Genomic DNA, 23,330 nt, shown 5'->3' with positions numbered 1-23,330 from the left:
CCGTGGCTTGCTCCCTGGGCCCCAACGGGGGCAAAGGGAGCCCCCACGTCCTAGGGAGGTCAGCCATGACCAGCACAAGCGAGAGCCAGGCCGCAACGACCATGACCGAGGAGGAGCTCCGCCAGACGGCACTCGGGCTCTGCACGGACTACCTGCAAGGGAGGGGCCTGCGCGACGTCCACGCCGACGGCGACCGCATCGTGGCCACGGACGGCGGCGAGACCGTCCTCGTAACCGTCAGGGCGACCATGGAGCCGGGCTCCGAGGCCCTGCCGACGCTCGACCTCGAGGACGAGGACGTCGCCGCCATGCGCCGCGCGTGCCTCCTCTACCTCGCAGACCACGGCGACGTGGACGCAATCCGCCACGACGCCATATCCATCGCCATAACGGGAGAGCGCCGTGCGAAGCTGCGCCACCTCGTGGGGGTCTGGCAGTGGGCGGAGCGCATGTGACCTAGGACGTCTAGACGATAAAAAACCGCTCACGGTCGGAAAGGGGCCGCTCGGGGAAGTCCCGAGTGGCCCCAATCTCCTCCCGCCACGGCCGCAGCCAAGCCCTCCCGCGGCCGCCCTCCCCGCCGTCAGGAACACCTAACGACGGCGGGGAGGGGAAATGGCAACCACCGACTCGCTAGGTGAGTGGGTAGGTCGTATTCTTATCTATCTTTACGAAGCCGTCTGTACACGACCTCGAACTGCTTGACGCGACGAAACTCCGGCATCCCCGCCTCCACGCAGAACGCGTCGCCGGCATCGAAGCGCTGCCATATGTCCAGCCCGCGGTCGAGCATCACGTCCCACTGGCAGTTTATCCTCACGTGCCGCGCGTGGATGGTGTGTGACTCGTCCAGCTCGTAGGTAAAATTCAGCCCCATCGGCCTCGTGGCGTCCGCGATCTGGTCCAGGTAGTACGTCTGCTTGGAGTCCGGGAAGTCGTCGGGCGCGGTCAGCAGGTGCACCTGAATCTCCGGCACCCGGTAGTCGAAGTGCCTCAGGATAACCTCGAGCAGCTCCATCAGGTTGCGGCACTGGTAGAACTGGCGAATGTAGGGATCAGTAATGTCAACCTCCCGCACGCCATCGAGGTACGGGCCAAGGAGCGTCTCGTACGAGACGCCGCGCTGGTTCTCGCGGAACTCCTTGTGCCCCTCGAAGAGCCTGGAATCCGCCGGCGCCTGGGAAGAACTTGTCTCGGTCGGTGTAGAAGCAGACGCTGCCACCGACGCCGCTGATGCATCCTCGCCGAGAAGAGCCCGGCTTTCCTCCGCATCCCCTGCGGCCTGATCGTCACTAGCAAAGGAGGCACACTCGGCAGCCTTTGCCGCCGGGGCGACCGTCTCGCCGTCGAGGGGAACCCTGTCGCGCGAATGGTACGTCTTGGGATAGTCCGTCTCCTCAAGCGTGGCCACGACATGCCACTCCCCACCCTTCGGGCGGTAGCAGAAGTGCACGCGCACGAACGTCTCGTCTATGCGGTAGAGCTGGTCCTTCACGCGCTTGCGCAGCTCCATCGCGAACTCCAGGATCTTGGCCTCCTCCTCGGCGGTAGCGTCCTTTCCCGGGAAGATGATCTTCATGAGGCCGGAGTAGGTCTTCAAGATGCCGTCGCGGTCGCGCGTGGAGAGGTCGTCGGAGAGCTCGAAGCGCTCGCGGTACAGGCCGGAGTAGTCCAGGTTCCGCAGTGCGCGCAGGGCCTCGGCCAGGTAGTCCACGATGAAGCCGTAGCTCGAGGAGAACATGTCGCCGCGGATTATGTCCACCTCCCAGCCCGGGATGTAGGCGTGGATGCGGTCGATGAAGGCGGAGTCGTGGTAGACGGCCGGCAGGTCCTCGAAGAGGTCCGTCTGGTTGATCATGTAGCCCACGTCGTGGCTGGTGTTGCCCACGAAGGCGAGAGACGCCTCGGCCGTGATCTGCTCGATCCCTCGGCTGAAGCTCTTGTTGGCCATGTAGTTCTTCAGGATGTCCACGATGTCGGGCTTGGGGCGCTTGTTCTTCCCCGCGAACTCGTCGAAGGCCACGCAGTCCCAGAATCCCACCAGGCCAATCTTGCCGTTCGAGTTGTTCACGAACAGCTTGGCGGGCGTCACCTCGCCCCCGGAGATGAGGATGCCGTGCGGCGAGAACTCGCTGAACACGTGCGACTTGCCCGTGCCCTTAGGGCCCAGCTCCACCAGGTTGTAGTTGCGCTCACAGTACGGAATCAGGCGCGTCAGCTGGAACAGCTTGGCCCGCTCCCCCAGCTGCGCCGGGTCCAGACCGATGGAGCGGATCAGGACGTCAATCCACTCGCCGGCGCTAAACTGCCGTCGCCCGTCCACGTAGCCGTCCAGGTCGAACCGGGCCATCTGGATGGGCTTCAGGGACTTCAGGATGTAGGGGCTCTCGTCCTTGGCCTCGTTCGCCGAGTAGGACAGGTCGGCGATGCACCACACGCCCGAGACCAGGAGGCGACGGTTGCGCTTCACGGTGTCCGCGGTCACGAGCACGTGCGAGATGCCCAGGTTCTCGAAGGTGGCCTCGTAGGCGTCGCGCTTCTCGACCAGGTCCACGGAGACCTTGTCGATCACGCGCTGGAAGCCGGTCTGCTTGATGTCGCTGCGGATGGCACCGGCCTCGGCGCGCTGCACGTAGTGCTTGGCGAGAATGTCACGCACGCGCTCGACGCCGGCCTGAATCTCCTCCTCGTCGTCGGTCGCGCAGTTCTGGCCGAGAAGGTACTCCAGCACGTAGCTCGGCACGGCCGCGTTGCCGCGCACGAGCTTCACGAGGTCCTTGCGCACCACGTAGCCGGGGAATACGTCATTGAGCTTCGTGTCGAGGCTATTCACATGCGTCACCTTGCAATCGTGTCGCGAGCACTTTCAGCGAACTCGACATCGCACCTTGATCTTTAGAGATGTCCTCGAGTCTATGTGCGATTTCGTGCATGTCGCTCTTCGTGTACGTCGACCCCGCAAAGGAGTAGTAGTCGAGGACGCATCTATCCTCGACCGTCTTCTGCCTGCCCCAGAATGACCTGACGTGATACTTCAGAACGATCTCGTTCGATGAGTCGGAGAACTCTGAAAGGTCCCTCCCACACAGGATGACGGTGCTCCTGGACGCACCTGGTACCAGCATTGGGACACCTCGGACTATGAAGCTCTTTGCAATGTACTCGCTAAGCCTCTTGTCTGAGGTGGGGCAATCGAATCCGTCGATCTCGATGTCACGCGCGATGCCGGATCCGAAGTTCTTGACCATCAGCAACATGGCACCATGGTCCCTATCATGTTCGAGATAGGCGGCGACCTGGGCGGTCTTGGAATCATGGTGAACGTATAGCGCTACGAAGACAGCGGCAATCGTCGCCGCCGTACTAGCTATCTGGATGGCAATCGATAAATCCATTCCTACTTCCAGTTGCTCAGCCCCGGCACCTTCGCCAGCGCGTGGGGGAACTTGTTGTAGTTGACCTTCACACCGTCGTCCAGGTCGATGGAGACGCGCTCGTGCGCCAGCGGGTAGATCACGTCTCGCTCCCAGTCGGCGAGCTCCTGCACCTGGGCGCGGAGCCTGTTGGCCTCCCTCGCGTCCCTCGCAGACTTCGACTTCTCCAGCAGCTCGATGCGCGAGCGGAGCTTCCCCTGCAGGGGTCTGAGGTAGCCGGTAAGGATCTCGCCCACCGTGCTCTCGTCGTAGCGGTGCATGTAGACCAGGCACGAGAACGACTTCCTCGGGCTCTGGAAGAGCCAGTAGATGGGCCGCTTCTGATAGACCCTCAGGTGGTCGGCATAGAAGTGCCCCGAGAAGTACGTGCGCAGGTCGCAGCCGAGTGCCCCCTCGATGAACGCGACGTTGTCGCCGAGGGAGTCCTCCCCGTAGGCGGCTACCAGGAAGCGGTAGAAGCTGTCCACGATGTCGTCCTCGAACCACGCGGCGTCCGTGATGGGAAGTATGTTGTCCGCGTCGGGCACGAGCGTGGGCTCGGGCACCTTCTCGAGGTAGTCCGCGACCGTGGATCCCTGGTCGGCGAGCACGAGCCCGGGCCTGTCGAGCGAGTAGCGCCCGAGGATGCATCCCACGCCGTATGAGACGAGCGACCGCACATCGCGGGCGAGGTCGGCGCGGCGCACCGACACCTTGTCGTCCGGCACCTCGATGGGCACCTCGTCCTCCATGTGGTAGATGCGGGCGAAGATGCGGTTCAGTTCCTCCTCGTTTGCCTTCAGCTCGTCGAAGCGAGACTGGCACTCCCGCCGCCAGCGCTCGAACTGGCGCTCGACCAGCGACTCGCCAGGCTGTGCAAGGGGGTGGGACTCGAAGTCCCAGGAGGTCTCGAAGGCGTCCCAGTCGATTTTGCACGTTTCAATGGATGCGCTGACTATACCGTCCACCTTGGAGTCCTGCTCAATGAGAAGAGGGAGTCGAACTATGTCTGTAATCTGGTAGTTCATTGTCGGGTTTAAATACTCAACAAGGTTTTGCATGACGCTTGAGACGAGAAAACCTAGGAGATAATTAGTCACGCCTTTGCTAGTGAAGCCAACAGGTCCCGCGTCCCCAAACAAAGTTCCTTTTGCGACCTTTCTAAAGGCAATATCTGAAGACGATATTCGGCCCCATGTCAGGCCCATCTTGAAATACAGCTTGGGTTCACGGAGCCGAAAATTACCACCATTTCTGATGACGTCTACGCCTTCGTGCCACAAATCAACAACCTTAGAGTTGTTGCCGTAGAACAATCTGTAATCGCCCCCGCTGTTCATCGGAAACCAGCGATAATCGGCCATATCTTCCGATGAAGTACAGTCAGTCTTGAGGGCGGAACGGGAAACCTCAGTCCAATATCGTACGAACTTCTGCGTATTTACCGAAATACCAGAATGACAGTCCATGTATTGATTGATTGGCTTGCCGTTGTTAAAGGCATTTATCACATTACGTGTCGCCCAATAGGCGATGGGCCACCCGGGAATCGCCTTGAAGGACTCGGCGTCGGCCTCGTAGCGCCAGGGGCAATCGGCATCGGCTGCAGCCTCCCGAATCTTCTCGGCCTTGACGTCCTCCCCAGCCTCGTCGACCAGGCGAATGTATAAGCCCGCGGTTTCCCTCTTGCCCCTCTCGAACACCGTCGCCGTAGTGGAGACCACCTCGCCGCCGATGGCGTCGAAGCCGCGAGCGCCGATGTGCGCCATCGCCACGATGCCGTGGTTCTCGACGATGTCCCTGCGCATCTTCTCGTAGGATCCTAGGAACATCCAGCTCTGCATCGTGACCTCGGCGGCGTAACCGCCCTCCACGGCCATCCCCAACCCCCGCTTGATGAAGCAGGTGCAGAGGTCGCCCTTCTCGTCCGGGTAGTTCTCCTTGACCCAGGCCGAGAGCCACGGCCCCATGTTGCCGCTGCCCATATAGGGCGGGTTGGCGATCACGCAGTGGTAGGTACCGGAGAGCGCCTCGACGTTGGCGAGCATGGTCTCGAGCTTCCTGCGCAGCAGCCCCCGGAGCATATCGCCGTGGGGGTCTCCCAGACGCCCCAGCTCGTGGCGGACGGCGTCCGCATCGCCCGGGTCCGGCACGTAGAGGCTCCCCACCTCACCCATGTGCGCCATGGCCTCGAGGAGCGCCGTCCGCTCCCTGAACGCCCCAGACATTTGCGAGAGTTCCCGAGGCTCGAGCTCCACGGGTTCGAGGACGGTAATGTCCGCGTCCACGTCTCGCTCGAGGAAGCGCGGGTCGTGCTCGCGGGCCTTCATCTCCAGGGCGAACTTGGCGATCTCCGCCGCGCGGGGGTCGATCTCAAGGCCCCTGAGGTTCTTCCCCAGGATCAGGGCGGGGATGTCCTCGGGGTTGTAGCCCTCCTCCTCGTACATGGCGAAGAGCATGTCGAAGGCGTATACCAGGATGTGGCCGCTGCCGCAGGCGGGGTCGAGAACGCGTATGTCCTCCGCGCCGTCGATGTCGACGTGGGGCTCGTCGTCCTTGGGGGCGATGTAGTACTCCATCCGCCCCGCCAGGCCGGAGCCGGGGTTGTTGAGCATCCACAGGCGCCCGAGCGAGTTCTGCGTGAGGAAGCGCACGATGTACTCGGGCGTGAAGAGCTGCGTGGCGGGGGCTATGTCATCCGGGCGCGCCTTGCGCTTGCTGGCGAAGTACTCGTCCTTGCGCTCGGCGATGTAGAACTGGTAGAGCCAGCCCAAAACCTCGACCGAGGAGCACGCCTCGGCATCCATGTCCTCCACGATGCGTCGGAGGATCGACCCCTCGGCGAGGAGCCCCTGCGGCATGAGGAGCGGGCTCGCGGACTCCTCGGAGAAGAGGTAGCCCATGGCCCTCTCGTAGTGCCTGCACACGGCACGCAGGAGCGTGGCGTAGGCGTCCTCGGTTGCGTTCGTGCTGAAGACGGAGCCCACGAGCAGCGCCGCCACGCGGTCGCGCACCATGCGGTCGAGGCTGTAGGCGGGGTCGAACATACCCTGCGCGGCGTCCGCCAGGATGGCCGGCAGCGTGGAGCTCTCCCTGGGCGTCACCACGGGCGTGGGGTTGTAGCCGTTCGCGTCCATGAAGCGGAGTGCGCACAAGCGGTTGAACCACGTGTATGCCGTGCCGTCTACGACCTGGTCGCGTCCGCGCTCGGCGACGGTGGCCTCCAGCTCTTGCACGGCCTGCGGGTCCAGGAGCCGCTCGGGGCTGCCTTCCGTCAGGACCGCGTCGAGCCTCCCCCCGACCTCGCGGCGGAGCTCCTCGCGCGCGCCGGTGGCGAGCGCCCTGACCTTGCTCGTGTCCATGGGGCACGTCCCTTCTAGAAGTCGCTGCCGAACGCGCGGTTAACGGAGTACTCCCGCTCCCACGCAGTGCGGTACCTGGTGGTCGCGCCGACCCTCGCGCTGATGCGCACCCAGGCAGTCGCATGTGCGTCAACCTCGTCGGTCAGACGCAGGGTCACGCGGGTCTTCCTCTGCTCGGGGTCGTCCGAGTCGCTCGAGAGTTCGAGCTCCCTCTCGTGGGCGCAGAGCAGCGTGCCGTCGTCCGCATACGCCCCGACGCGCACCGCGAGCGGCGAGGTCCCGTTGCCGCAGGGCTTCGTCTGGTAGACGACGAGCGAGACGGACGGGCCCGTTATCACGGTGCGTCCGGTCGGGAAGCCCTCGACCCCCGTGGGAGAGTCGGCTTCCCCACGCGACGACGCGACCTCGACCGTCACGACCGGTATCACGTCCTCCTGCGGCGAGGCGCCACCGTGCACGAAGCGGGCGCCAGACCCCTGCAGGCGGAGCCTCGTTATGCCCCTGGGCATGGCGACCTCGTAGTCGCCCTCGAGCGAGAGCTGACCGGCTCCGTAGACGAGGAGGCTCTCGTCGCGCGGCAGGCCGCGACCCACCGCGAAGCGCCTCGTCCGGGCGGATTCGCCCTGGGCGGAGAGCGCCTGCGCGAGCCCCGGGACGTCCGCGTACGCGTAGGACTCGGGCTCCGGCCTCTGGAAGAGGAACCCGTGGTCCGACGTGACGAAGACCTTCCCGCATCCCGCGCGGACGAGCACCTGGACCAGTCTCTCGACCTCGGCGCAGGCGGTCTCGACCGCCTCGAACGTGCGGCCCTCGCTGTCGCGCGAGTCCCCGGTCTTGTCGATGACGTTGTGGTACACGACGGCCAGCGGCGCGTCCCCCAGGTCGACGGAGCCGGCGTCGAGGAGGCCGTCCGCCCCGAGCGCGACGGCACCGGGGACGCGGGAGGCGAGCGCCTCCTGCCTGTTTACCCTGCCCTGGGTGGGGCGTCCGGACTTCTCGACGAGGGACGATGACGGGTCTATTCGCATCGGGCCGTCCGGCAGGAGCGCCGCCATGCCCAGCTGCGTGTAGCTCGGCAGCATGCAGACGGCGGCGTCGCAGGAGACGCTCACCTTGCCGGAGAGGCCCGTCGCGCCCGACGCCGAGAGCCGCTCGGAGAGCTCACGCCCCGCCTCGTAGCGCAGGGCGTCCGAGACGATGACGCCGACCCTGCGACCCGGCCGCGCCTCGGGGAACGAGAGCTCCACCAGCTCGTGGAAGAGCCCGTCCTGGGAGCGGGCGGAGGGCGGCGGCCACGTGCCCTCGTCCATGAGGTGCGACTGCCAGCGGTCGGTGAGGTCCTCGAGGAAGTCGGCGTAGTCCTTCTCGACGCCGTCCACGGCGGGTTCGAGGTCCTCCCTGAACCTGCCCGGCCTCATCCCGTCGCGCGCCAGCAGGAGCTCCCGGTAGCGGCGGTCGACCTCGTGCCAGCGCTCGGCGTAGGCCGAGAGGAGTCCCGGCAGGCCGTCCGCGTCGCCGACGGTGCCCCGGTAGCCGTCGAGCGCCCTGGAGAACCGGGCGAGCGCGAGGAGCGCCTCGTAGTGGTGGCTGTAGCGGTCGGCGAACAGCATGTAGCGCCGCCTTGCCCAGACGCCCTCGAGCTGGGCGAGGTCGAGGCCGCTCCCGAGCTCAGCCTGGAGGAAGTGGCCGAGGATCCACTCGTCCACCTGCGGGATCGCGTCGACGTCCGCAAGGAGCTCTGGGGTCCTCCCCTCCTGCGGGATGGCGTCGGCAACGTCGTCCGCGTACTCGCGCACGACGACATCGAAGGCAGGCCTCGTCTGCCTGCCCCTCGCCATGCCCCCGAGCACCCTCGCGGACTCAGCGGGGTCCGCCTTGCCGGCGTCCTCCACCGTGTCGCCGCACATGCCCTCGAGCATGCGGAACGCCATGTCGCCGACGGAGGCGTCCTCGGGCCTGGCCGGCGCGTATCCAAGATGCGCCCTCATGGCGTCCCAGAAGGCGGGCGCGAGGCCCGCGGCGGAGATGGCCCTCATGGCGGCCTCGTCCCCGCGGGACCACTCCAGGATGGCGCGCGTGGCCATGGAGCGGGCCGCGTCGCGCGGCTCGGAATCGGCGGCACGCAGCGTCGCCGCGCACATGGCGAAGCGGAGCTCCCCTGCCGTCTCCTTGGGCAGCGACGTGGCAGCCAGCGCCTGCCTCCTCTCCTTGCTCCTGAAGAACGCCGCGTGGTCCGAGACGACCTGCGCGAGCTCGAGTGGAACACCGCACTCTTCGGCCCAGGACCCCTCCATCGTGCAGGTGAAGGGCCGGGCCTCGAGCTTGAGGTCGAGCACGAGGTCGTCGACGGGGTCCGGGGCGCCGCCGGCGCGGTAGACGACGAACCTGCCCCGCGGCTCCCCGCGCAGGACGAGCCGCTTGGTGGCGAGCTCGCGGTGGGTGGCGTCCACGACCGTCGCGCCGTCGGGCCTAATCTCCCCCAGCGCGTCGGCGTAGTCGCCCGCCTCGTCCTCCCAGAAGACGAGGCGGTTGCCCTCAGACAGTGCCTCCTCCAGCCGGCGCGTGACGTCGGCCGCGTCTATTCTCTCGTCCATGTCTCCCCTAGACCGTCACCGTCTCGCCCCGGTCGAGCGCCTCGATGATCGACGCCCTGAGCGTGGCGAGGTACTCGTCCGCGTCCTCCGCGCTCCCTATCACGGGACGCCCGAACCCGCTCGTGTCGAGCCTCCTGACCGAGACCGTGCGGGGTTGCCTCGGCTTGGGGGGCTCCGCTGCGGGAGCCGTTGCCCCGCCGCCCTCCGCCGGCTTCTCGGCGCTCGTCCCGGTCGCGGCGGGCTCGGGCGCCGGCTTCCTCAGCAGGGCGATGAGGGCCCCGGCGTTGCGGTCCTTGAAGGTGTCGACGAACGACCTGATGGCGAGCGGCGAGGACATGGATTCGAGCTGCCCCCTCGCTGTGTCGAAGACGCGCTCGAAGCTCGCCCGCCTTTCCTCGGGGAGGGCGGCGAGGTCGTAGCTCTGCTCGTACGTGGAGCGGTACGCGGCGAGGTCGGAGAGCGCGCGCCCCCTGAGCCCGGCAATCCTCTCGTCGGCGTCGGCCTGGACCCTCTGCATGGCCTTGTACGCGCCGGGAATCCTTCCGCTCCTGTAGCAGTCGGGGTCCTCGACCACGGAGCGGATCTCGTCGATGCCCTCCTGGTCGAGGTCCAGCCCCACGAGGGCGGGCAGCTTCTGCCCCAGGAAGTCCCTGAGCTCCTTCCAGCGGACGGCCATGGGCGAGCCGCTGCAGAAGGCGGTCATCTTCTTGAGGTCCTCGCTCGCCTGCGCGAGCTCGGGGGCCCTCTCGGGGAAGGAGCCGACCACCCACGACCTGTCGCGCGCCTTCTCGGCGCACTCGCGCACCCTCTTGAGGGCGGCGTCGAACTGGGCGGCGAACGGGTAGTGCCGGGCGTCCACCTCGGAGCGGGCGGCGTCGACCGCCAGGTCGTCCGCGACGTGTGCGAGCTCGGCGGAGATCGACTTGGGGTCGGTCTCCTTGGGGTTCGTCCCCGCGAATGCGCGGAACGCCCGCTGGATCTGGCCCATGCGCTCCGGGGAGACCTCCTCGACGACCTTGATAGTGAGCTTGTCCAGGTCCCTCTTTCGGGCGAGCGCCTCCGCGAGCTGCGTGCCGTCCAGGACCATGCCGGCCTTGCGCACCTCGATGCGGTTGGCGACATAGAGCCTGGCCACCGCCGAGCGCACGGCGACCTCGGGCCAGCCGTACTCGTTCTTCGAGAACCAGGAGGTGAGGCTCCCGACGCCGTCCCCGGCGACCGTGACCGTCCCCGGCGTCATCTTGACGCGCGCGAGCACGCTCTGGCAGTAGTCCTCCAGGGCGCCGCCAAGCCCCATCTGGGCGTTGGTGACCTGGCTGTAGATGTCGTTGTCCGTGTAGTTGCAGGTGATCTGCTGAAGGCCCGTGTACGAACGGCGGACCAGCTCCAGCAGCGCGGAGTTCACGGCGTCCCTGCCCGCCCCGGTGACCTGGCCCGTCACGTCCACGCCGCCGGCGTTGTACGTGGCGTGGGTCAAGAGATCGCGCAGCTGGCCCACGAGGGTCCTCTGGAGCTTGAGGTTGGCCGTCTGCTTATCCACGATGATGGCCTGGCGCACCTCGGTGGCGCCGCTGTTGACGTGCGTGTAGTGGTCGGTCTTCTTGTACGTCCCCACGTCGTGGAGGAAGTCGCGGGCCCCGCGTAGCGCGACCGTAAGGGTCTTGGGCGGCGTGGGGACCTGGTCGGCGAAGAGCCCGTCCGCCTCGTAGTCCGTGACGAGGTTGAGGGTGAGGTCGTTTCTCTGCAGCCCGACGGCCTCCCCGTCTATGCGCAGGTTGTACGGGTAGGCGTGCTCGAACGAGCCGCTCCTGTAGGACACCTTGGTGACGCCGCACACCTCGCGGAAGAGGTCGGCGATGACGTCGCGGATCTCCTTCTCGGGCAGCACGAGGTTGGAGATCTCCTGCTCGACCTCCTTCTCGTCGTTCGTGAGGTACTCGTACACGTTGCCGTTGCGGCGCACGTACACCTGGCGCTCCAGCTCGTCGAGCGCCCCATGGATCCTCTGGTTGAGCTCGGAGGTGTTCTCCTTGAACGAGCCGTACAAAAGCACGCGCAGGTTGGCGGGCGTCGCGCGGAAGTCGTCGATGTACTTGACCAACAGGAGCGCCTTGAGGAGCCGGACGGCGCACTTGTCGTCCAGCTGGTCCTCCGCCGTCGTGATGTCGGCGTAGACCTCCCCGCGCAGGTCGTTGCGCAGCCCCTCGAACATGTAGTCGAACGGGGCGAGCGTCCCGTCCTGAGTGCTGGCGCCCTCGTCGCAGATGCGCTCCGCGACCATCTGGAACACGCCCAGCATAGAGCGCGCCCCGGTTGAGTTGTGGCGTCCCGTGAAGCAGTTGTGGTCGGAGAGCCCGCGCATGGCCGACATGAAGAGCTCGAACTGGTACGGCACGAAGGGGTACGTGCTGCAGAACTCGTCGCAGTCCTGGTAGCTCTTGTAGGTCTTGGCGCCGTCCGCGAAGTCGAAGAGCACGCCGAAGTCGCCCCGGTACCTCTCGTACAGCGCCTCGAAGTCGACCCGGTCCTCGTCCTTCTTTGCGAGCAGGCGGTCGCGGATGACCTCCTTGGCGTCCGAGGAGGTGAGTGGCATCTTCACGTGGAAGCGCGCCTGGATCTTGGAGAAGTCGTTTGCCGAGATGGACTTCATCTGGCCAACGATGTCGTCCATGTTCTCCTGGGAGGTAACGATGACCCAGGAGTCGCCCCCGCAGTAGCGGTCCAGCTCCTCGGCGATGGTCTGCAGGTTCACCATGAGGTTGGCGTTCTGGGCTATGAACTGGCCCACCTCGTCCACGAAGAAGTTGACGCGGTAGCCCCTCTGGCCCTTCGACCTAATGTACTCCGCGACGCGCTGGGCGAACATGCGGATGTCGGGGTGGTAGTCCTCCTTGTAGTCCCTGACGACGTCCGTGGTGTAGCCCTCCGGGTTGCCCGAGACCTCGTCGAACGCGGCGGAGATCTGCCGGCGGTAGAGCGGCGCGGACTTGCGGATCTTCTCCCAGTCCTTGTTGGGGACCCTTGCCTCGACGGCCGAGCGGAAGGCGTCGAGCCTGCCCTCCTGGTCGAGGTCGTACTCCATCTTGGCTATGTGCTGCTGGTCGCCGTCGAAGTAGCCGCAGTGGTGGTTGAACGCCTTGATGAACGCCGAGAGCAGCGCCCCCGTCTCGGCGCGGCCGGAGTTCGGGGCATAGCTGTCGATGTTGAAGATGACGCTCTCGGAGGGGTGGCGCCTCGGCGCCAGCTCCATGGCACTAGCCAGGGCTGGCATGTCGGCGACCTTGGGCACGAGGTAGTCCATCGTGTGCCTGGTGGTGCCGTCCGCATCCGTGACCTCTCGGTTCTCGAGGGCCGCGGCGAGGATCTTGAGGAGGTGCGACTTTCCCGACCCGAAGAAGCCCGAGATCCAGGCGCCGTTGCTCACGCTCGCCGGCTCGTTGTACTCGTCCAGGAAGTCCAGCAGGTGCTGCCGGACCTCGTTGGTGACGACGAACTCCTCGAGCTCGTTTGCCAGGTGGGCGTCGTCGGTCTCGTTGGCCTTGACCACGGGGTCGATGGCGCGGTAGATGTCCTTCTCGAATGCGTCCCTAAGAAGCATTGCTAGCCGTCCTTACAGGTCGAACACGCGGGTCGCGCGGTAGTAGCCGCCGGTGGAGGCCTGGGTCAGCCCCAGGATGTTGAGCGCCGTCGATCCGTCGCTGTGCTGCTCGTAGCGCCCCGGGAACACCAGGACCACGGGGATGGGCGACGAGATCTCCTCGAGCAGCGTGTGGGTGCGCACGTAGGGGAAGGTCTCCCCGACGCCGGTGACGAACGCGATGTCCGCCTCCGGGTGGGAGGCGATGGCCTCGTTCACGCGAGGCGCCACGACGTCCTTGACGCCCACGGTGTCCTGAAGCATCTGGATGAGGTCGAGGCGTGGCGTATCCGGCTCCGCCTCCACAAGCGGCTCCCAGAGGTCCTGCTCGTCCAGGTAGCCGAGCACCAGGTCGTAGAGGTTCACGACTACGGGCGTGACGCCCCTGCGGGGGAGGTCGCCCGTGTCCTTCTCGCATATGGCCCTGACTAGGTCCGCCGCGTACTGCTGCTGGGCGGGGTCGTAGTCGATGATGTAGAGCGCCTGGCGCATCATGTAGCCGTTGCGGCCAAGCAGGGCGTCGTCGGAGAGCTTGTCCACGATGAAGCCGCGCGCGTCGTTTATGTGCTTGAACTCGATACCCATCAGGCGATCGCCCCCGGGAACGAGGCGAGGTCCTCGACGCCCTTGTCGCCCAGCGCGGCGGCGAACGCCGACGTTGGGTGGAGCGGCGTGATAGTGCCCTCGTCGTCGAGGAGGCGGCACTCGCGGAGCATTTTGAAGACGACGGTGCGCATCTTGTCGCGGCCGAGCTTCGTCATCCTCGCGAGCTCGGGGTGGATTGCCTCCTGCTCCTCGAAGAAGACGTCGTAGGCGGCGCGCGGCAGGGTGGGCATGGAGTGGTCGTAGCGCTCCGCCAGGACCTGCTGCGAGAAGTCCCGCACGAACTGGTAGGTGCGGCAGATGGAGACCCAGATCATGGCGTGGCGGTCGTCCCCGACGGCAGACGCGAGGAACTCGGCCTCGTCGTCCGTGAGGGTGCGCAGGCGCTTGACAATCTCGCTTGCCACACGCTTGCGGGAGCTCGGGGCGTTGAGCTGGAAGAGGTTGTCTTCGACGATGGACTTACGGACGGCATTCCAGTCCCCGAGCTCGAGGTAGGTACGGGCAGCGATGAGACACTCCTGTACGCGTGCGGTCGATCCGCTCATGGAGAGGGCGTACTTACCCGACACTTGCGGCACCCCCCTTGCCAGCCTCGGGCGCCAGGTCCGCAATCATGCACATGCGGGCGTAGGCGGAGAAGCTGATTCCCTTGAGGGAGGCACGCTCCGCCGCGGCGTCCTTCAGGTTCTTCGGGATGCGGATGGTGATGGCGGTCATCTCGCCACCGGTAAGGAACTCCTGCTTCTCCGTGAGGGTGGTGTTGCCCTCCACGAGCTCCGAGTACTTCACGCGCACCTCCCATATGCCACAGTGCAATACAAACGAAAACAGGTTACCATACGCGACCAAGATGCAATCAGAAGGCTGGCAGGTGGTTACTAAACATATCCTGAATGTCCTACAGAAGCCCAGCAAGTAGCCTAACTTGTACGTACCGTCCAAGTTAGTGGGGTCCACGGCGCCCTCGCGCGGCACCTCGCCCGCACGGGCCGGCGCACTGCCTCGCAACCGTCGCCCCATGACGTCCCGTCATGGGGTCTCCTCGCGGGGGATCCCCCGCGCCCCTATACTTGTACGTACCGCGCCAGGCACGTCACAGCCCCCACCCCTTCCCCCGGGAGGGCCATGGGCAGGTACACCTCCAGGTTCGAGCTCAGGCTCGGCGAAGGCGACGAGCGGGCACTGCGCGACGCCGCCGCGCGCTTCGGCATGGGCAGGGCGGAGCTCGTGCGCACCCTCGTGCGCGCTGCCGCCCAGTCGGACGCCGGCGACGCGGGCCAGGTGCTCGTGGACCCGCGGACCGCCGTGCGCATCGAGCGCGACGTGCGCTCGCTCGGCTACCTCCTGAACCAGTGCGCGCACGCCCTGAACGGCATCGCCAAGTCCTGCCGGGAGCAGGAGGTGGACCCCGCCGCGCTCGCGGAGGCCCTCGAGGGCGTGAGGTGGGACCTCGCCGCCGTCTCGGAGGGGGCGCGGGCCGTCCAGGAGGGCCTGGGGCGGCTCGCCGGCAGGCAGGCCCTGCGGATGCGGCCGTGACGTACCTCAAGGCCATATCCGGACACACCGGCGCCGGCGGGATCAGGCGCTACCTCGAGAGGGGCGGGCGCGCGCTCGCCGTGGACCTCCTGAACCTGGGAGACCCCGCGCTCTGCGAGGACTGGGCAGCGGAGATGGACCGCACGAGGAGGCTCGCCGGCAACGACCGCGCATGGGGCGACAGGCGCGCTCGGACGTTCAAGCACTACGTCGTGTCCCCCTCACCGGAGGACGGCATCGGCCTGGACGCCCTGAGGGAGCTCGCCACCGAGTGGGCGCGGCGGAGCTTCCCCGACCACGAGATCGCGATCGTCTACCACGACGACAACCAGAACCACGTCCCCCACGCCCACGTCGTCGTCAACAACACCAACCTCGAGACGGGCCGCAGGCTGCAGGACCCCGACCCCGGCGCCCTGAACGGGTCGCTCCAGGAGATCTCCCGCGGGCTCGGCCTCTCGCACTTCCGCGGTCGCGTGGACGGCGGGCCCAGGACGGATGACCACACGCAGAGGCGCGCCGAGGGCAGGCAGGAGCGGGCGATCTCGGGACGCGACGCCTACTCGTGGGTCGCGGACATCCGCTCGCGCGTCGCCGTCGCCAGGGACACCTCCACGAGCGAGCGGGAGTTCCTGCAGGCCCTCGAGGGGCTCGGCGTGGAGGCGAGGCCCGCCAGCGCTAGGACGGGCGGCGGCTGGGTCTACCAGCTCGCTGGCATGACGTCTCGTCAGGTGTCGGGCGCGAGGCTCGGCACCGCCTACACGAGGGAGGGCGTGAGGGCGCGCATGGCGTCTGCCGCCCTCCCGCGTCAGGTGGCGTTCGACGCCGTCGCGGCCGCCAGGGACGCCGTCGAGGTGCGCGACCTCTCGGAGCTCGCGAGGGTCGCCTCCGCCGTCGAGGCGGTTCGGTCTAGGGGGCTCAGGAGCCTGCATGGCATCGACGCGGCAATCGCGAAGGCGGAGGCGGAGGGGCGCGCCAAGGACGCCAGGCTCCTCTCTGACGTGCGGGAGTGCTGCGAGGAGCACGGACTCCTACCCGAGGCGGCACCACGCACCAGCGGAAGCGCGAGGGCCTCGAAGCGCCACGCAACCAAGAGGCGCTCCACCGTCGCAGGCGGCACGCCTCACACGGACGGCACGGGACGGAGGCAGCGGGAGGTCCGGAGGGACGGCCGCGGGGAGAGGGGCGACTCAAGGTGAGGATCACGGTCTGGTACGAGGACGGCGGACTCGAGGAGTTCGACACGACGGCTCTCACCACCGCCGGGGCGCTCGGTGCGCCGGACGCGATGACCGACGTTGCCGTCCGGCTCGTGGAGGGCGACGGCATGTGGGCCGAGCTCAGCTGGTACGACTCCGCGTGCAGCGGCGGCGGTGACGAGCAGCTCGCCCCCAGGCGCGCCGGCTGCAGGGCGCACCTGCTCTCGGAGGACGAGCTCGCGCGCGTGAGGTCGTGCGACGTCGACGGCACGCGCTGGCTCACGCGCGTGGGGCCGGACCTCGTCGACGAGCGCAGGCTCTCCGAGCTACTCTCGCTCCTCTACGAGCCCCCGGTCGAGGGGATGTCCCTCGCGAGGAGGGCCGTATGGCTGCTCGGACACCTCGCGGACGCGGACGACGGCCTCGGCATGGATGGTGCACTCTCGCTCATGGGCATGACGCGGGCGAGCTACCAATTCCTGTCCCGCCACGATGCTATCGTCCCAGACGAGGTGGGATAGCCGTCCGGCAGGAGGGGGCAACCATGGCAAGAAGACTGCTCAGGCTCGTGTTCTCGTTCTTCCGCTGGCTCTGCAGGGTCGTGCTCTTCTGGGTGTGAGGAGGGGCTCTAACGAGGAAGCGGCGTGAGCCCGCTCGATCACAGCCTCTCGAACGCCTCCTTGATCAGCCTCGCCATGAGCACGCGCCTCTTACCCAGGAACTCCTCGTAGTCCATGTTCTCGAAGCCGAGCGGGAGCGCGTGCTCGCGGCAGTTGCGCTCGTACTCGTCCTCCCCCAAGTCCTTGCGGTACCTGGCGACGTACTCCGAGGGGGCGTCGTCCGAGATGTAGATGTTGTTCTGGTAGTCGACGAGCGTGAAGTTCGCCCTGTTGCTCCTGTTGCCGAGGTATCCCCTCTCCTCCAGGTAGTGGTCCGGGAAGATGTGGTGCTTGTCGACGGCGTTCTTCGACCCCGACGAGCCGATGGTGATCAGCTGGGAGATCGGCATCGTGCTGAAGAGTGCCTTGCACCCGAGGACGACCTGCGCGGCGACGAAGCCGTGCCACGACGGGCCGTTGGCCTCGCGCGCGTCGAGCTCGTTCACGAGGGTCTGCTCGAAGTAGTCGTCCGTGAGGAGGGCGGAGATGCTGCGGTCGAAGTAGCCGACGAACTCCTCGGCGGTCCCCATCCTCGAGATTTCGACCAGCTGGCGCTCGAAGACCGTCTCGAACGACCCGACGTAGTACCCCGTGAGGCTCGAGGCGAAGAACCACCTCCTCGCCAGCCTCTTGAGCGAGAGCGGGTCCATGCCGAACTCGTGCCTGCCGATGAGGTAGAGGGCGTAGTTGTACATGAGCGCGTTGTCGGAGGAGATCTGCGACGACGACACGTACCCCGCCTCGCCCACGGTGTTGATGAAGGCGTGCCAGTTGTTGAGGTCGAGGACCCTGTCGAGCGCCGCCCCGAAGGTCTCGAAGCTCTTCTCCCTCGTCTCGGGCGAGGTCTCCTTGGTCTCGAGGTCTCTCCCCCTCAGGATCTGGTAGGCGTAGCGCAGGCGGCCGCGCTTGAAGCCGACTCCCACGGTGGCCCTGATCACGTGCGTGGGCGTGATCGTGATGAGCGGGTTGTACGAGGTCCCCTTGGCGGGCCTGTGGCTGTCCTCGCAGAACCCCTCGATGCGGTTCCTCATCCCGGGCTCGTAGACGGAGAGCAGGGTCATGATGAAGTCGTCCTGCTTGAGCGTCTGGCCCTGCGAGTTCACCCTCACGAAGATGTCGGCGACCATCTCCTCGTCCGCGCTCTCGCTGATCTGCAGCGTTGGCAGGAGGTAGCGCTCGAGCCCGAGGAGGTCGTTGAGGCCCTGCTCGATGGCGTCCTCCTCGTCGTCGGTGAGCGGAGCGGCGCCCTTCTTCTCGTTCGAGGCGTTGATCGCCTTGACGAACTTGCGGCGGAACTTGCTCAGGCCGTTGAGCCGGTTGCTCTCGAACACGTCCGAGACGGAGGAGATCCAGCGCGGGTCCTTCTCCGTCGAGGCGTCGGCGTTCTTGAATGCCCTGCCGATGGGGTCGTAGGCGATGCGTATGGAGCGTCGCTCGAAGTTCTTGTCCATCACCTCGATGCCGTAGAGCGCCGCGAGGAGGGCCGTCAGGCGCTGCTGGCCGTCTATGACGAGGTCCTTGGGGGCGGAGAACGCCTTCTCGTTCGCCCCGATCTGAGACTTCTTGTCGTCCTCCGCCGGGGAGTCCCAGAGCATGATGTAGCCGATGGGGTACCCCCGGAGCATCGAGTCGAGGAGGTCCCTCACCTTGCTGTTGGTCCAGACGAACGGCCTCTGCAGGTCGGGCAGGCCGATCCTGCCCGACTTGACGTCCTTCAGAATGTTCCCCACCTCGAGGGTGACGGGGTTGTAGATCGAGTTTGCCATGCTCACGCTCCACGGCTCGCGACGGATACACGGGAACCATTCTATTGCGCCGCTGGCACGCGAAGGCGCGTCGAATGGATGGCATGGGCGCTGGCCCCGGCCTAATGCCGCCGCACTGGCCCGTCCGTCCCTCGAGCGTCAGGCTCCCGCCTGAACACGAGCGCGTGCGAGAGGAGCGTCCTGGGCTCGACGCCGAGCTCCTTCGCCAGGGCCCGGAGGCGGTCGTCTATCAGGCCGAGGCTGTTCTCCTCGATGAGGGCGAGGAGGCTCGGGTCGGAGAATATCGGGGCGTCGACTCCCACGGGGGCGAACCCCAGCCCGCTGAACAGGCGCTGGCTCGCGACGTTCCCCGAGTCGATCTTGGCGACGAAGGCCTGCGGTCCGGAAACGCGCTCGACCCCGCGCATGAGCGCCCGCACGGCGTCCGCCCCCACGCCCCTTCCCCGCCATTCGGGAAGGAGGCGGACCCCTATCTCCGGGTCCTCGTCGGCAAGGTCTTCGATGCAGCAGAACCCTGCGCGTTCGTGGCAGGCGTCATCCACGATGGTGCAGAAGAGGGAGCCCTCGGACATGACGTCAGACCAGTAGCCTTCACGTAGCTCCTGGCCCTTCTCGCCCTCCTCGAGGTACGCGTCCCTGAGGCCGGGAGCAAACGTGCCGATGTAAGAGGCCAGGTCCGAGCGAACGGGTGCGCGCAGGACGATTCGGTCCGTATCGGTCAACGTACCGTCAGCACCGAAGAAGTCTCCTGCTGTTTGCTTCATGATGTGGCATCTCCCATTACATGTCCAAGCCCCTGCATGCCGTATCCCAAGACAAGCGGAAACGACCGCACAACACGCAGCTCGCTCAGGGCAATGCGGACAAGGCGGCATGGCGCATGCATGTCAACACGCTTCCGAAAGGCTGCCTCCGCTTTCTAGACGGAGATGATGTTGTCTCTGCTGCGCTCCGCCCCGTCGGCGTCAATCCACCTCGTGGTGATGTGAAACTTGCTGGGTGAGCCACCGACAAAGGTGACCACCTCGTCGAAGCTCTCGCCGGGTTCCAACCTCTCGTATGGCTCCTTGTCCTGCCGGAAATAGTAGGGACCACCTTCGCAGGAGCAGGTTATGTCAGTCACCGTCGTGCCGCCGGTATTCGACACCCTGATGCGATGAGACTTCGCTCCCATCAGTACGTGCCGGGCCTCCACCTTGGACGACGCCCGCATGCGAGCTTCCTCTTCTTCTCTCTCGAGCTGCAGTTCGCTAAGATGTGCTTGCAGCCTTCGCAGTTCGGCGCCCTGCTCCTCGTCGCGCTTGTGCAGACGATAGTTCAATATGAACTCGACAATTGAGAGCGCGAGACTGATTGCCGAGATTGCGATGGGAACCACTTCGGAAAAGGTCGTCAAGTCCTTCACCTCACATCCCAGCCCTGCTTCTTGAAGGCCCTCCCCAGCTCCTTGGAGAGCGCACTTACCAACTCGTCCCCCATTTCGTCGACGGCCACGCTGATCGACTCTTGGTTCGACTCTATGAGCTCGGCGTACGTGAAGGTCCTTCCGCAGTGGGCGCACGTGAATGGCCAATCGTCGGGATAGTCCTGTTCCTGCTCGAGAATCTCAAACTTGAACTCCGTGCATCCGCACGTCGGACAGGAGAGATTCACCTGCATTGACAAATCGTCCATTGCCGCTCCGTTCATGGCTTTTCCGTTATTCCGACCACTTTACAGCCATGCCGGGACATCAAAACTCTCTCGTAGTGTCTGCCTCGCCTCACAGGCAAGATCATGCTTCTCAAACGCTTGTTCTGCATGGCCTGATTCTTGCTCCTGTGGGAAGCTGACAAATGCTCAGCCCTCACGGCGGTGGGGCCGTCTGCTAAAGCAGGAAATTCTTCTTGTAACGTCATTATTGATCCAGACGATATCGAGTGGCCGACTGGCGGAGGCAGACAATGGCGGCATGATATTCCATCGAGCTCTTACTCTTGTTCTTCTTCCTGCTGTTCGGGGTTGTGTAACCGCAAGGGGATGCTTGCCGTCGGCATTGGGCTCCGATTCTCCTAGCGTGAGGGTCGCCACGTTTGCGGTTACATCTGAAGAAAAACTTATGGCAGCACTGTAAACTACTGTTCATGGTTGGTATCGACCGCAGTCGGACCGACGGGACGTTTTCATGCCGATTGAAACGGAGAACTAGGTATGCCTAATCTCGATCCCAATCCTCGCATCGCGACGGAAGAGCTCAAGGAATTCAAAACTGTGACTCCCGACAGTGAGTTCCAGTGCGATGACGGCACGGTGCGCACGTGGTCAGAGATGGTTGACGGCATCGATCCTGATCTTGCTCCTGACGCATCCGACATCCCGGACGACGAGCGCGCTTCGAGGTACCACGAGCTGCTCTGGAGCTTCGGCGCCCAGCGAATCTCCTAGCGACTCCTTGACTTCGTACACCCTTTAGTCTCGCGCGGCACGGGGCATATGCATTTAGAGAACCGTCCAGCAGGAGCGACAGCTAGGCTAGTGCCGTTGTCCTTTCGCGGGCTCCACCAAAGCATCCTTTCTGGGTAAACGGCTTGTAGTGGGCACGGCTGAGTCTGCACATTTCTTGGCGTTGAGGCGTTAGCTTACACAAAACATCGACAGCTAGTGAACGGAGTACCTCATCGAGGAGCAAACGAATGACGTGCAGAGCAATCCAGATGCATCGGAGGTAACGGCTCGTCAGGGGAACGGCGAAGCCATCTCAATCGGTAACCATGAGAAAGATGCCTCTGCTTCCAGAGATCTCCCTCAATGCAACAGAGCTGAGGCGGAAGAGCCCTTCTCTGAGAGCGGCGAAGCAGAACTAGGCAGGCCAGCAAGCACGGTCGTCAGCCCAGCAGTTTCCATACTCGGCGGCATCGACAGAGAGAGGCTCGTCGCGCTCTCGCGAAACGTAAGTGCGACAGCAAACCATATTGCGGCGATGGGCGCGGCTGTCCAACTGCCAGAGGTGAAACCCCCTATAGCGAATATCCAAGGAACCTCAGAGCTGCTTCGAGGGTTTACGAAGGATATCGTCACACAGATGTCGGGCGTTGACCGGCTCTCGAGCGCCATGGTCAGCACTGTTCAATCCGCCATCTCGACGGATTCTGCCATCTCTTCTGCCATGGGCGGGATTGCTGCAATCATGCAGAAATTGACCTCAAGTGGCAGCACCCTCGCGAACGCCATTACCACAGCGTCGAGTGTATCTTCGGAGCTAGGACAGATATCAGAGTTTCAGCTCCCAGGCAGTCTAGAGTTCGGTAAAGACATTGCAGCCAAGATGGCGGCCAACAACGAGGCCATCGAGTCGTCCGTCAGCAGCATGGCGAAAGCGCTCAGAAGCGTCTGGGGCCACTATGGCGGTATTGCTGACGCGGTCGTCGCAAGGCTGAGGTCGACGATTCCGCCAGTCCTCGACCAACTTGCAGTGCTGCCCGGTTTCGATTGGAACTCGATTCAGGATGGACTCGTCAAGTGGGGCGAATATGGCTGGGTCTTTGTCGCCGAGGCACCGATAGACCTCCTACTCCACGTTCCGGGGAGTCGCAAAGATGCCGACAGGATCATGCGCTCATACGCATCGCCGAGGCACCTCGTGAAGGTGCGGGCAAGGCTGGCGGAGAAGGCACGTAAGAGAAGGGACCTTGAAGAGGCCCTTTGGCTGTTCGATAGCAAGCATTACAAACCCTGCGCGATGATGCTGTGCGCGCTCATCGAGGGCGAGCTCCTCGTCAGGGCGCGCAAGGGAGAGGGACGAAGGGGCAAGCGTAGGCCCAAGGAACCCATAGAAAGGATGAAGAGTCAATGTCGCCCGACTGACCCAGAGGCATTTGAGGCTCTCGGAGCCTTTGCCTCGTTTGATCACTTCTTCGCACAAGGAAACGACTTCGACCGTTCCGTCGAGGACGACCTGAACAGGAACTTCCTCCAGCACGGCATGATGTACAAGCCAGTAACCCGTACGGTATGCGTGAAGCTGATCCTCTTGCTCGACGCTCTGATCGTCTCGTTCGACACGTATCTCTAAGATAGCCGGGCCTCTTTACGTCCGGCCGTCTGCCGAATATTTTGCGGCTCGATTCCTCTGGCATTTGTCTTTACGCTTCTCGCAGACTCTGTTGCCTCCCGTGCGGACCGCGCGCGCGATGTGAGCGGCACCCTATCGAGGGCATTTGCCCTTGCGGCATCCTCTCTCGAGGCCACCAGCCTCTCCCTCCTGTCCGTGACGAAGTCCGCGGCCTTGGACGCTTGCGTTGCGGCCTTCGCGAGCGCGGACGGGTCGTCGCGGATAGCGGTGAGCCACCCCTGCAGGTAGGCGGCATGGTTCTCGAGGAACGTCCTGCCCATGTCGGCGTTGGCGTAGGCGCCCATGTCCAGGCCCGCGTCCGCCGCGGCGAAGGCGGAGCCTGTTGAAGTCAAGATAGATTTCACCAGACTAGACAGCGAACCGCCCCCATCCGCACCAACGTACATTCGCCAGTCCCGTCACCGCGGGGCGCCGGAATCGGCGACCACTGCCGGCGAGGCCCTGTCC

At 65.1% G+C, this 23,330-nt stretch carries 19 protein-coding genes; 6 read left to right on the top strand and 13 right to left on the bottom strand.

All coding sequences use genetic code 11. From position 1 onward, the window contains the following. Positions 1-65: 65 nt before the first annotated feature. Positions 66-455, top strand: a complete 390-nt coding sequence (locus FYJ68_RS09130) for a hypothetical protein (protein ID WP_090862517.1) — start codon at positions 66-68, stop codon at positions 453-455. Between the two features lie 203 nt (positions 456-658). On the opposite strand, the gene brxL is transcribed toward FYJ68_RS09130, so the two are convergent. The 8 genes from brxL to FYJ68_RS09090 are packed head-to-tail and all read right to left on the bottom strand — an operon-like array spanning position 659 to position 14,401. Further along, on the bottom strand, positions 659-2,833 hold the full coding sequence (gene brxL, locus FYJ68_RS10385; RefSeq protein ID WP_326832309.1) for a BREX system Lon protease-like protein BrxL: 2,175 nt from the start codon (positions 2,831-2,833) through the stop codon (positions 659-661). Further along, a complete protein-coding gene (locus FYJ68_RS09120; protein WP_154435951.1) occupies positions 2,826-3,395 on the bottom strand; it encodes a hypothetical protein in 570 nt (189 codons plus the stop codon). The genes brxL and FYJ68_RS09120 overlap by 8 nt, the downstream gene beginning before the upstream one ends. Before the next feature lie 2 nt (positions 3,396-3,397). Beyond that, complete coding sequence (gene pglX, locus FYJ68_RS09115; RefSeq protein ID WP_154435949.1) at positions 3,398-6,775, bottom strand: BREX-1 system adenine-specific DNA-methyltransferase PglX; 3,378 nt, start codon at positions 6,773-6,775, stop codon at positions 3,398-3,400. A 14-nt stretch (positions 6,776-6,789) separates the two neighbouring features. Continuing rightward, positions 6,790-9,369 (bottom strand): BREX-1 system phosphatase PglZ type A, encoded by a 2,580-nt coding sequence (gene pglZ / locus FYJ68_RS09110; RefSeq protein ID WP_154435947.1) that lies wholly within the window; start codon positions 9,367-9,369, stop codon positions 6,790-6,792. 7 nt (positions 9,370-9,376) lie between these two features. After that, positions 9,377-12,967: a BREX system P-loop protein BrxC gene (gene brxC, locus FYJ68_RS09105; RefSeq protein ID WP_154435944.1), complete on the bottom strand. Its 3,591-nt coding sequence runs from the start codon at positions 12,965-12,967 to the stop codon at positions 9,377-9,379. Between the two features lie 12 nt (positions 12,968-12,979). Further along, positions 12,980-13,591, bottom strand: coding sequence for a DUF1788 domain-containing protein (locus tag FYJ68_RS09100; protein WP_154435942.1), 612 nt, complete (start codon positions 13,589-13,591; stop codon positions 12,980-12,982). Next, positions 13,591-14,181 (bottom strand): DUF1819 family protein, encoded by a 591-nt coding sequence (locus FYJ68_RS09095; protein WP_154435940.1) that lies wholly within the window; start codon positions 14,179-14,181, stop codon positions 13,591-13,593. The genes FYJ68_RS09100 and FYJ68_RS09095 overlap by 1 nt, the downstream gene beginning before the upstream one ends. Next, complete coding sequence (locus FYJ68_RS09090) at positions 14,171-14,401, bottom strand: hypothetical protein (RefSeq protein WP_229772165.1); 231 nt, start codon at positions 14,399-14,401, stop codon at positions 14,171-14,173. Before FYJ68_RS09090 ends, FYJ68_RS09095 begins: the two co-directional genes overlap by 11 nt. 336 nt (positions 14,402-14,737) lie before the next feature. Here FYJ68_RS09090 and FYJ68_RS09085 point away from each other — a divergent pair, with 336 nt between their 5' ends. From FYJ68_RS09085 to FYJ68_RS09075, 3 genes are read left to right on the top strand one after another with little or no spacing between them, the layout of a single operon-like run. Continuing rightward, a complete protein-coding gene (locus FYJ68_RS09085; protein ID WP_059053524.1) occupies positions 14,738-15,148 on the top strand; it encodes a hypothetical protein in 411 nt (136 codons plus the stop codon). Beyond that, positions 15,145-16,347, top strand: a complete 1,203-nt coding sequence (locus FYJ68_RS09080; protein WP_154435935.1) for a relaxase/mobilization nuclease domain-containing protein — start codon at positions 15,145-15,147, stop codon at positions 16,345-16,347. Before FYJ68_RS09085 ends, FYJ68_RS09080 begins: the two co-directional genes overlap by 4 nt. Next, positions 16,344-16,868 carry a hypothetical protein gene (locus FYJ68_RS09075; RefSeq protein WP_059053520.1) on the top strand — a complete coding sequence of 175 codons (525 nt, stop codon included), beginning with the start codon at positions 16,344-16,346 and terminating at the stop codon, positions 16,866-16,868. The genes FYJ68_RS09080 and FYJ68_RS09075 overlap by 4 nt, the downstream gene beginning before the upstream one ends. Positions 16,869-17,005: 137 nt before the next feature. Here the strand turns inward: FYJ68_RS09075 and FYJ68_RS09070 are convergent, their stop codons facing one another. The 4 genes from FYJ68_RS09070 to FYJ68_RS09055 all read right to left on the bottom strand — a co-directional run bounded on the left by FYJ68_RS09070 (position 17,006) and on the right by FYJ68_RS09055 (position 20,446). Beyond that, positions 17,006-18,772, bottom strand: a complete 1,767-nt coding sequence (locus tag FYJ68_RS09070; RefSeq protein WP_154435933.1) for a GmrSD restriction endonuclease domain-containing protein — start codon at positions 18,770-18,772, stop codon at positions 17,006-17,008. A gap of 101 nt (positions 18,773-18,873) precedes the next feature. Beyond that, a complete protein-coding gene (locus tag FYJ68_RS09065) occupies positions 18,874-19,536 on the bottom strand; it encodes a GNAT family N-acetyltransferase (RefSeq protein WP_195837783.1) in 663 nt (220 codons plus the stop codon). A gap of 155 nt (positions 19,537-19,691) precedes the next feature. Continuing rightward, positions 19,692-20,177, bottom strand: a complete 486-nt coding sequence (locus FYJ68_RS09060; protein WP_059053513.1) for a hypothetical protein — start codon at positions 20,175-20,177, stop codon at positions 19,692-19,694. After that, positions 20,174-20,446: an ECs_2282 family putative zinc-binding protein gene (locus FYJ68_RS09055; protein ID WP_059053511.1), complete on the bottom strand. Its 273-nt coding sequence runs from the start codon at positions 20,444-20,446 to the stop codon at positions 20,174-20,176. The genes FYJ68_RS09060 and FYJ68_RS09055 overlap by 4 nt, the downstream gene beginning before the upstream one ends. 576 nt (positions 20,447-21,022) lie before the next feature. Here FYJ68_RS09055 and FYJ68_RS09050 point away from each other — a divergent pair. Beyond that, complete coding sequence (locus tag FYJ68_RS09050) at positions 21,023-21,196, top strand: hypothetical protein (RefSeq protein ID WP_154435929.1); 174 nt, start codon at positions 21,023-21,025, stop codon at positions 21,194-21,196. Positions 21,197-21,449: 253 nt separating this feature from the next. Continuing rightward, positions 21,450-22,823 carry a hypothetical protein gene (locus tag FYJ68_RS09045; protein ID WP_154435927.1) on the top strand — a complete coding sequence of 458 codons (1,374 nt, stop codon included), beginning with the start codon at positions 21,450-21,452 and terminating at the stop codon, positions 22,821-22,823. On the opposite strand, the gene FYJ68_RS09040 is transcribed toward FYJ68_RS09045, so the two are convergent. Further along, the gene (locus FYJ68_RS09040; protein ID WP_154435925.1) at positions 22,820-23,215 is read right to left on the bottom strand and encodes a zincin-like metallopeptidase domain-containing protein; all 396 of its coding nucleotides are present in this window, start codon (positions 23,213-23,215) and stop codon (positions 22,820-22,822) included. The two genes, FYJ68_RS09045 and FYJ68_RS09040, sit on opposite strands and share 4 nt — an antisense overlap. Positions 23,216-23,330: the final 115 nt, after the last annotated feature.

This window comes from Olsenella porci (assembly GCF_009695875.1).
Taxonomy (GTDB): Bacteria; Actinomycetota; Coriobacteriia; order Coriobacteriales; family Atopobiaceae; genus Olsenella_H; species Olsenella_H porci.
Note: the sequence above shows the minus strand (reverse complement) of the source record. Positions and strands in the feature narration are given on the sequence as shown.

What these genes read in the sequence shown, in the direction of transcription:
- FYJ68_RS09130 (WP_090862517.1), top strand. Translation starts at nt 66, where the DNA reads ATGACCAGCACAAGCGAGAGCCAGGCCGCAACGACCATGACCGAGGAG.
- FYJ68_RS09120 (WP_154435951.1), bottom strand. Translation starts at nt 3,395, where the DNA reads ATGGATTTATCGATTGCCATCCAGATAGCTAGTACGGCGGCGACGATT.
- pglX (WP_154435949.1), bottom strand. Translation starts at nt 6,775, where the DNA reads ATGGACACGAGCAAGGTCAGGGCGCTCGCCACCGGCGCGCGCGAGGAG.
- pglZ (WP_154435947.1), bottom strand. Translation starts at nt 9,369, where the DNA reads ATGGACGAGAGAATAGACGCGGCCGACGTCACGCGCCGGCTGGAGGAG.
- brxC (WP_154435944.1), bottom strand. Translation starts at nt 12,967, where the DNA reads ATGCTTCTTAGGGACGCATTCGAGAAGGACATCTACCGCGCCATCGAC.
- FYJ68_RS09100 (WP_154435942.1), bottom strand. Translation starts at nt 13,591, where the DNA reads ATGGGTATCGAGTTCAAGCACATAAACGACGCGCGCGGCTTCATCGTG.
- FYJ68_RS09085 (WP_059053524.1), top strand. Translation starts at nt 14,738, where the DNA reads ATGGGCAGGTACACCTCCAGGTTCGAGCTCAGGCTCGGCGAAGGCGAC.
- FYJ68_RS09070 (WP_154435933.1), bottom strand. Translation starts at nt 18,772, where the DNA reads ATGGCAAACTCGATCTACAACCCCGTCACCCTCGAGGTGGGGAACATT.
- FYJ68_RS09065 (WP_195837783.1), bottom strand. Translation starts at nt 19,536, where the DNA reads ATGAAGCAAACAGCAGGAGACTTCTTCGGTGCTGACGGTACGTTGACC.
- FYJ68_RS09055 (WP_059053511.1), bottom strand. Translation starts at nt 20,446, where the DNA reads ATGGACGATTTGTCAATGCAGGTGAATCTCTCCTGTCCGACGTGCGGA.